Below are 8,414 nucleotides of genomic sequence, written 5' to 3'. Positions count from 1 at the left end.
CCTTCCATCAGGCGGTCCAGGAGGTCTTTATCAATGCTCATGCGGGGGCTCCTCTTCGAGCAATTTATCACCACACCGCACAAAATTCAGGATAGTCCCCGAACCGCTCCAGATCCGACATGTACCGGATGATTTCCCGGGCATCCTGGGGTGGCACAAACACAACTTCACCCGTCCGTTCGTTCTTCAGGGCTGTTCCTGGCGTGGTCCGAAATCCATCTTCCCGTCTCTTGAGCATCTGGAAAATCGCGATCAGCCCCGTGTTCAGAAGCAGACCGTCCGTCACCTTCAACTGCCGGAAGCCCAGATGCAGGGCATCGCGATACAGGGCGACTTCCTTGGCCGCGACAGAGTCCGGTCCTTCAGGAAACAGTTCCGCCTGAAAGAGCTCATCCTGGGTCGTGACGATGTTCTCCACCTCGGATGACGCCTTTGCTTCCTGCAAGGCCAGCGTATCGATCAGGATCCCCTGATTGGGAATGGTCGCAGCCCGTCCCTTCAGTTCTGCTAGCGCCCGGTTAGCCTTGGCCAAGGCCTTGAGGACTGGAACCGTTTCCAGATCCACCTGAGGTGGCAAGCGATGAATCTCGTAGGTGGGCGTTAACATGATCATTCTTACGTGTTAGAAAAACAGGTAATTAATAACACGTTTTCCTGCCATGTAAAAGAAACCGAATTTCCTTTAACGCGACATTTCTCCGCCATTCCATTGTTGCAACCTGGGTTATGGCTAAAGGGGCTCGGGTTTTCGCAGCCCCTTTCCTGCATGCCCGTACCAACGGTGCAATGATGTATGAAGACCAGATATTTATGGGTAGGCGTAGTGTCGGTTCCGGGTATGTCTATGAGTCGTAGTCGAGAAGACCGTCAGGTCGCAAAACGGTTGGTCTGTCCAATACGGTTGTCAGGGCCACGTTCGTCCTACGACCCACCCGGCCGGATGGTCAGGACACAGGGCTGATCCACCTTCGTCTCGTTGGCTGTTTTCTGGCAGGCGGCGATCCGGTCCTGACTGGCATCCACAAGCCGGTTGGCCCGGACCATATGCCGCAGGCTTTCGGGATTGTCGGCCTCCATCATCAACGCACCGGATTCCCACCGATCCTGCCCGCCCACGATAAAGGAGGCCACGCGCGTCCCCAGTGATGACGGCAGGAGATAGGTCAGGATAGGCGAGAACCCGATCCCGACAGCCAGACAGGCCAGCCCGACCTTCAGCACCCACCAGTTCTGACGGTCCTGGGTGCGCGCCTGCCCGACAATGTCGGTCAGATGCTGCCGCTCCACCTGCACCGCACGGATCGCGGTATGAAAGGCAGCCTGCATGTCCTGACTGACAGAAAGCCCTGCCTGGCGTACCCCCTGCCCATAGGCCTGCGGCGTCATCTTCAGCGTCGGACTGGCCTCGATCGCCTTCATGCGCGCGCCCACTTCATTCAGGGCTTTCACCAGTCTGGCCAGGTCCGGTGTGTAGTCTGGCGGCCGGTTGTCCCGCCATGCCTGGGGCAGCGCTTCCACGCTGCGCCGGAGCACCGTCATTTCGGCGCACAGATCCTCAAACGCACGGGCTGCCGGATCCGTCTCGCTCATGATGGAACCATCCCCTCATCCAGATTCAGTTTTCCGGCACGTCCAGACGATCATCATCCTGACCAGCCTCTTGCGTTCCGGCCCTTTCCTGCTTCCCGAAAAGCAGCCGCCTTCGCCCTTCTTCCATTGCCAGGAGCGTAAGCCTGTTTGGCCGACTGTCTGAAGCCGCGTTCTGAATAGTCCGTCGCAATCTTTCCGCATTACGCGTACTACTCAGAAGATGCGCTGTCTCCTGACAAACGGCTTGTTCTTCTTCCTGCACAACATCCCTCCCCCGGTAGCCTGCCCCCCGATCAGGCAGCCCGTTCCAGCCCCAGATGTGTCACAAACGGATCAAAGTCCCGGTCACTGTAAAGAAGCCGATACCCGCTTACGATGCATCGTGTGGCAATCAGGGTATCAATGGTCTTCCGGATGGTGATGCCTCTGCCGCGCAGGTCACGAAAATATCGTGCCGCCTCGATCATGACATCACGTCCCACGATCTCCACCAGATCCAGGGCACCAAGCATCCGCCGTGCCGTGTTGAAATCCCGCTCACTCGCAAATCCCTGGAGAACTTCCGTCATCATCAGATCCCCAATGGCGACAGGTTCTTCTCCCAGAAGCCGGTCTAGAACATCAACCTGTGGCGTCACCGTACCCCGGAAAAAATCGATCCAGACCGAGGAATCCACCAGGATCATGCGTCGGAACGCATGGCATCCAGATCACCCTGCCAGTCGAGCTTCCCCCGCAAGGTACGGAGCTCCCGCTGCTGCTTCAGCCTGATCAGCATACGCAGTCCCAGTTCCACGGCTTCCCGTTTGGTCTTCACACCGGCCGCTTTCAGCGCATCGGTCATGAGGGCATCGTCAATGATGATGTTTGTTCGCATGATGTGTATCTCCAATAGAAATCATACACATTAAATCATCCGCTCTCAAGCATGCCGCAGGACATCAGGTCTCCTCCCACGGATTGAGAACCCGCACACCGGCCGCCTCGAAAGGAGACACGTCGCGGCTGGCCACGACATAACCCCGGGATGCAGCGGTTGCTGCAATATAGCCATCTGCCTTGCCAATCGCCCGACCTTCTGACCTGGCCCGCACCATCAGTTCGGCATAGGCCTGGGACGCCGCCAGATCGAACGACAGGACACGCCCCGCGAACAAGGGCAGTACCTCCTGTTCCAGCCGCTCATGCAGTACAGAACGCCGCCGACCAGACGGCATCGCCCCGATCCCGAAACGCAGTTCCGCCACCGTGACGGCAGACAGAAAAAGCGTCTCGATCGCCTGTCCATCGATCCAGGCCAGAACACGCGGCTCCGGGACGGGCTTCCACGGCTCCGAGATCACATTGGTATCGAGCAGGATCATTCGAAGGACATCGGCTCGGCCGGGGTCTGATCGCTGGTCTGCAAGGCCGCAATATCCTGATCACACACACCGGCCTCCCGACCGATGGACGCCAGAAGCGATCCCAGCCGGACCCGCTGCGGCGGCCGGACGGCCGCTTCCAGAATGGTCCGGATCTCCGCTTCCGTACTGCGCCCATGCAGCATGGCCTGCGCCTTCAGCGCCCGATGCGTCTCTTCCGGAAGATTACGAATAACCACAGAAGACATGACAGGACTCCTCATTTCCTGGAATGATATCATAAATATAATTTCGATATCTTTCCAGAAAAACCCGACATCCCCTCATCCAGATTCAGTTTTCCGGCACGTCCAGACGATCATCGTCCCTGATCTGCCCCTTTGTTCCGATCCGCTCCAGAAGAGCTTTGGCACGAGCAGGCGTGGTCCGTGTCGCCCGTGCGGAAAAATACCGTTCCGCTTCTGCCTGCCCACCCAGACGGGCCGCGACAGCCGTCGCAACAAAAAGGTTCATGCTGACACCTGAAAGCGCCGCCTGACGCGTTGCGGCTTCCCGCATATCTTCCGGAAGCCGAAGCTGGATTTTACTGCTACTCATCCTCTCATCCTTCGCAAAAGAACACCTGGCCGCACTGCTGGAATACCGAACCGTGATACGGCCCGCTGCATGTCTTTCAGATTGAACGTGGCAATCGCATCCGCATTCCCGTTGATCGCTGTCTCAACCACAAGTTCATCATCACCATGCGCACCTGTCGGTCGCCACCTGTAATCAAAAGAAACCGGCACACAACACCCTGCAAGTCCATCAAGAACCTCCAGAACTTCATCCCCCTGAACGCCCATTCGGAAAAGATTTTCAGAGCGACGCAACACCGCCTCGTATTCGACCAGGAGGGTCGTGGAGAGCAGCAGACTGAAATTCCCATCCAAGGCCCCCAGCAAAAGCTGCCGGGACGCTCCATCCGGCGACATAAATCCCGAAAGAACAACATCCGTATCAAGAACAACGCGCATAGTGACATCATATATGACGTCACTGGTTAACGTAAATCAAAATCTCCTACATCCCCATGTCCATATCCCGCCCCCTGGAGCGCGACAGGGAGCGCGTGCGCTGCGGCTGCAATCCATGATCGAGCGTCGATCCCTTCCGGATGCCCAGTTCGTGCCCCTTCTGCCGCAGGAGGGACTCAAGCTGCGCGTCCCGCTTCAGTTCCCTGAGCGCCACACCCTGCTGCTCGCGGCTCAGCCCGTCCCACGCCTTCACGAACCGCGCCGCCCGCAACTCTGGGGAATGCCGCACCTTGTCCTCGTGTTCCAGCCCCTCGACCAGCCTGCGCGCCCGTGTCGGCCCTTCCAGCCCGTACAGGGCCTGCCGGATCTCCGGCTCATGCTTCACGGCGGTTTCCAGAGCGATCACCGCCCCGGGCCTTAGCCGTTCGAGGGCCGTGCTGGCGTCAAGCCATGCCTTCTTCTGGTGCTCCAGCACCGGCAGGTCCTGCTCCACCATGCGCCCGATGTCCCGCACCGCCCGCGCATACTGCTCCACCGCCTGGTGGAGCGGATCACCACCCGGCACAAACCCGCCCAGCCCGGCAGGCACCTGCGCGCGCTGCACACGCGGCAGCCGCAACACGGCAAAGGGCGAGGCGGGAGCTTCACGCTCAACCCCACTTTCCCCCTTACTGGCCCCGGCATTCATCCCGGCCGACACGTCTTTTTCCGATGTGCGACGACCAAGCCTCACGGACAGGTCCAGCCCGTCGAACATCCCACGCTTCCGCTGTGCCGGTGCCGGATCTGGCGTACGGACAGCTTCGGCCTGCCTGTCCTTCTGGGGGCCAGAGGCAGCCTTCTCACGCTCCACCACGATCTCGCTCTCGGGGACATGCAGCCCGCGTCGTCGCGCAAACCCGGCATCCCGATCCCGGACATGCAGGTAATCCAGCGTGGTATCCTTCAGCCGCTCGCGCGACAGCCGCCGCACCAGCCCGTCCCGGTCGCCCACATCATCCCGGCCCCAATGAACGGACACGCTCTCCCGGTGGCGCGACAGCGCCACATAGGCCCCGTGCCGGTCCATGCTCCCCGTCGCCAGCACATGCGCCCGGTCCACCGTCACACCCTGCGATTTGTGGATGGTGGCGGCATAGCCATGATCCAGCGCGTCATAATCCGCCACCGACACGGACACGACCCGGCCAGTCCCGGTCCCACCCGGCCCATCGAGCTGCACCGACAGTGCTAGGTCCCCGGCATCAGGCCACCCCGTGATGCCCCGCACCGTGCCCAGCGTGCCGTTCTTCACCCCCAGCTCCCGGTCATTGCGCAGGAAGTAGACCCGCTCCCCGTCCGCGAACACCCGCTCGCCCTGGGCGGTCGGTACCAGCACGTCGTCACCCAGCTCACCCGCCTCCCGCCGGATGGCGCGTGCCGCCTCGTTCAGCGCACGCACATCGGCACGCCGGTGCGCCAGCATGATCTGACTATCCTCTGGCGCGGCCTGACGCGCTTCATCCCACCCGGCCACCACCCCGGCCCGCGCCTCTTCCAGCGTGTCATGCCCGCGCACCAGGCCGGCCGCCTCATAGCGCTCCAGCGCCCTATCCGTCCGCCCGGTTGCAAGCTCTTTCGTGGCCCCCTGCTGCCAGTCTTCACGCTGCCGGCGCACCGTCGTGATTTCCACAGACCCGACCCGCTCGGCTACCGCCCGGAACGCACCACCAGCCTCGATCGCCTGCAACTGCTCGGGATCACCCACCAGCACCACCTTGGCCCCGGCACCACGCGCGGCCGACAGCACCCGCTCCATCTGCCGTGACCCCACCATGCCGGCCTCATCCACCACCAGCACGTCCCCGCGCTCCAGCAGGTCGAACTCACGCGCCCACGCACGCTCCAGGGAGGCCAGCGTCCGGCTCTCGATCCCGGACCCGGATTCCAGCCCTTCCGCTGCAATCCCCGACAGCGCTGCCCCGCGCACCCGATACCCGGCCTCTTCCCATGCCGCGCGGGCGACACCCAGCATGGTGCTCTTCCCCGTCCCGGCATAGCCGACCACCACGGACAGGTCGCGGGACTTCGTGACCTCGCCCACCGCCAGCGCCTGCTCGTCCCCAAGCCCGTCCCGCGCCATCGCCACCCGACGCACCGCCAGCGGCACCGCATGCCCCTGGGACTGCCCCATCGCGAGCGATGCCTCTTCCAGACGCTGCTCGACCCCGATCATCTCCCGTGTGGAGAACCGTTCCCGCCCATGACCGTCTTTCCCGAGGGCGACCAGTTCCGGGCACGCCTCCACCCGAACCATGACAGCACTGAACTGTTCTGCATCCGCCGTGTGCCGGTCCACGAACCGCGCCAGGTCCTGGCGGGTGAATGTGCTCTGCTGTCGCGTCAGCGCCTCCAGCGCCACATGCGGCTCGGCCAGCAACTTTTCCCCATTGCGCCGTGCGATCTCCAGATGGTCGGCAACCCGCTCACACGGTTCACCGCGCTCCGGCCGGCGTGACCCTGCGGGTCCGATCTTGTTCTGTGGCTCAAGGTCGATCCCCTGTGCGGCAAACGACCGATGATCGATCCGCACATCCAGGTCCAGCTCGGCCAGCCGTTCATTGGCGAGCGACGCCCACCGCTCCCGCCACGTCAGCAGAAGATCCCTGTCATTCCACGAACGCTCTTTCGCACCGAACCCGATGAAAGGCTGATTCTGCGCCAGCCCCAGACCTTCATGCCGGAGCCGTGCCGCCGCAATCAGTCGTGCCGTTCTTCCAGCCGCTGCAAGCGCTTCTCCAGCGTCGAGAGCTTCAGCAGGATGCCGCGCTGCGTCTCCCGGATCTCTGTCAGCAGACGGATCATGAGCTTGAGCGGATCGTCGTCCCCTTTCTGCTCCATCAGGTCCAGGATCCGGCGCGAAGTCGTATGCGCCCCTGCCGCTTCGTTCAGGATGCGGGATTCCGTTTCGTCTTCCATGCACAGCCTCTCCGGTTCTGACTTCGATCCGCCGCGTGGACAGCATCACATGGGCATGGGGCTTCGCCTGTCCGTCTTCGCCAATATCCCAATGCACATTGAGATCGGCCACCATGCCGCGTTCCACGAACTGCTCGCGCACAAAATCCCGTGCCAGCGCGATCCCCTGCGCCTGGGTCATTTCGCGCGGGATTGAAAACTCCACTTCGCGGGCAAGCTGGGCATCCTTGCGCTTCTCGATCGCTTCGACCTCATTCCATAGGGTCGCACGATCAAGAAACCGTTCCGGCGCGCCGTCGGGCAGCAGGATCTCGGAATGCACCACGCCGCTCTTGTTGGAAAAGTCATGGTCGCGATCCAGCCGCAAATCATGCAGGCGGGATGCCGCGCGATAGGCCGCCGCCGCCACGGCGCTCCGGCCGGTGGCGCGGCTGATGACCTTTGCATGCAGGTGATAGATCGCCATGAACGCGATCCTATCACACCCCTTAAGCGCACGTCACGAAGTGACGTATAAGCGCGCACTCACATTTTACTGTGCCACAAGGGTTGATTGCTCTGGATGAGTGACGCGGTTCTCGCCTGTGTGATAGAGTATGGCACAGACCAGCAGGACAGAGGACCGGAAATGCGCAGGCCACGGGACATTGATGCGGAACTGAAGGCGCTTCAGGAAAAGACCAGGCAGCTTAAGGCGCAAAAAACCCTCCAGCTCGGTGAACTGGTCGAGGCGACGGGAGCCGATACCCTGTCCATCGAGGCGCTGGCCGGGGTGCTGCTTGCGGCTGTCGAACAGGCGGACGGCAAACCCGAAGCCGTCGCGAGGTGGACCGAACGGGGGACGGCGTTCTTTCAGGCCGGCGCAAAAAAGGGCGGCCGGAAAGGAACCGGAAACGATCAGGACGGATCTGCTGGCGCTTGAAAGACGGATCAGGAAGCAGGAAGCCCTGATCCATCGCCAGCAGGCACGAAAGGCACGCACCGACATGCGCGACTGGGCGAAGGCGCGACGGGAACGCACTCATCATCTGATCGAACTGGGCGGCCTGGTCCAGAAGGCGGGACTGGTCGATCTGACCGATGATGACCGCGCCACCCTGCTCGGGACTTTTCTGGATATTGCAGGACAGCTACAGGGCAGCAATGATACTGCTCCGATTGACCTGAAAGCACGCTGGAGACGTGCACTCACATTTTACTGTGCCACAAGGGTTGATTGCTCTGGATGAGTGACGCGGTTCTCGCCTGCGTGGTAGAGTATGCCACAGACCAGCAGGACAGAGGGCGGAAAATGCGCAGGCCACGGGACATTGATGCGGAACTGAAGGCGCTTCAGGAAAAGGCAAAACAGCTTAAGGCGCAACGGACCCTCCAGCTCGGCGAACTGGTCGAGGCGACGGGAGCCGATACCCTGTCGATCGAGGCGCTGGCCGGGGTGCTGCTTGCGGCTGTCGAACAGGCGGACGGCAAACCAGAAGCCGTCGCG

The 8,414-nt window shown here is 61.8% G+C and carries 12 protein-coding genes; 3 read left to right on the top strand and 9 right to left on the bottom strand.

Features of this window, described 5'->3' with window-relative positions; all coding sequences use genetic code 11:
- Positions 1-67 precede the first annotated feature (67 nt).
- The 9 genes from CFR72_RS15585 to traA all read right to left on the bottom strand — a co-directional run bounded on the left by CFR72_RS15585 (position 68) and on the right by traA (position 7,394).
- On the bottom strand, positions 68-607 hold the full coding sequence (locus tag CFR72_RS15585) for a Fic/DOC family N-terminal domain-containing protein (protein WP_244182339.1): 540 nt from the start codon (positions 605-607) through the stop codon (positions 68-70).
- A gap of 314 nt (positions 608-921) precedes the next feature.
- Positions 922-1,590, bottom strand: a complete 669-nt coding sequence (locus tag CFR72_RS15580) for a DUF6118 family protein (protein WP_110914705.1) — start codon at positions 1,588-1,590, stop codon at positions 922-924.
- Between the two features lie 293 nt (positions 1,591-1,883).
- The gene (gene vapC / locus CFR72_RS15575; protein ID WP_110914704.1) at positions 1,884-2,276 is read right to left on the bottom strand and encodes a type II toxin-antitoxin system VapC family toxin; all 393 of its coding nucleotides are present in this window, start codon (positions 2,274-2,276) and stop codon (positions 1,884-1,886) included.
- Complete coding sequence (locus tag CFR72_RS15570) at positions 2,273-2,467, bottom strand: type II toxin-antitoxin system VapB family antitoxin (RefSeq protein WP_034931116.1); 195 nt, start codon at positions 2,465-2,467, stop codon at positions 2,273-2,275. Before CFR72_RS15570 ends, vapC begins: the two co-directional genes overlap by 4 nt.
- A 64-nt stretch (positions 2,468-2,531) precedes the next feature.
- A complete protein-coding gene (locus tag CFR72_RS15565; RefSeq protein ID WP_034931108.1) occupies positions 2,532-2,954 on the bottom strand; it encodes a type II toxin-antitoxin system VapC family toxin in 423 nt (140 codons plus the stop codon).
- Positions 2,951-3,202 carry a FitA-like ribbon-helix-helix domain-containing protein gene (locus CFR72_RS15560; RefSeq protein ID WP_110914703.1) on the bottom strand — a complete coding sequence of 84 codons (252 nt, stop codon included), beginning with the start codon at positions 3,200-3,202 and terminating at the stop codon, positions 2,951-2,953. Before CFR72_RS15560 ends, CFR72_RS15565 begins: the two co-directional genes overlap by 4 nt.
- 85 nt (positions 3,203-3,287) lie before the next feature.
- A complete protein-coding gene (locus tag CFR72_RS15555) occupies positions 3,288-3,551 on the bottom strand; it encodes a toxin-antitoxin system HicB family antitoxin (RefSeq protein ID WP_007396295.1) in 264 nt (87 codons plus the stop codon).
- Positions 3,548-3,970: a putative toxin-antitoxin system toxin component, PIN family gene (locus tag CFR72_RS15550; RefSeq protein ID WP_007396294.1), complete on the bottom strand. Its 423-nt coding sequence runs from the start codon at positions 3,968-3,970 to the stop codon at positions 3,548-3,550. Before CFR72_RS15550 ends, CFR72_RS15555 begins: the two co-directional genes overlap by 4 nt.
- Before the next feature lie 46 nt (positions 3,971-4,016).
- Entirely contained in the window at positions 4,017-7,394 is a 3,378-nt protein-coding gene (traA, locus tag CFR72_RS15545; protein WP_110914702.1) for a Ti-type conjugative transfer relaxase TraA, read from the bottom strand.
- A 96-nt stretch (positions 7,395-7,490) separates the two neighbouring features.
- Between traA and CFR72_RS15540 the strand changes: the two genes are divergently transcribed.
- The 3 genes from CFR72_RS15540 to CFR72_RS15530 all read left to right on the top strand — a co-directional run.
- Complete coding sequence (locus CFR72_RS15540; protein WP_207303533.1) at positions 7,491-7,850, top strand: conjugal transfer protein TraD; 360 nt, start codon at positions 7,491-7,493, stop codon at positions 7,848-7,850.
- Positions 7,851-7,914: 64 nt separating this feature from the next.
- The gene (locus tag CFR72_RS15535) at positions 7,915-8,157 is read left to right on the top strand and encodes a conjugal transfer protein TraD (RefSeq protein ID WP_110914701.1); all 243 of its coding nucleotides are present in this window, start codon (positions 7,915-7,917) and stop codon (positions 8,155-8,157) included.
- A partial coding sequence (locus CFR72_RS15530) for a conjugal transfer protein TraD (protein WP_167400423.1) occupies positions 8,154-8,414 on the top strand: 261 nt, incomplete at its 3' end. The genes CFR72_RS15535 and CFR72_RS15530, both read left to right, overlap by 4 nt.

The organism is Gluconacetobacter entanii (genome assembly GCF_003206495.1).
Lineage (GTDB): Bacteria > Pseudomonadota > Alphaproteobacteria > Acetobacterales > Acetobacteraceae > Novacetimonas > Novacetimonas entanii.
This window is presented reverse-complemented; position numbering and strand designations above follow the sequence as displayed.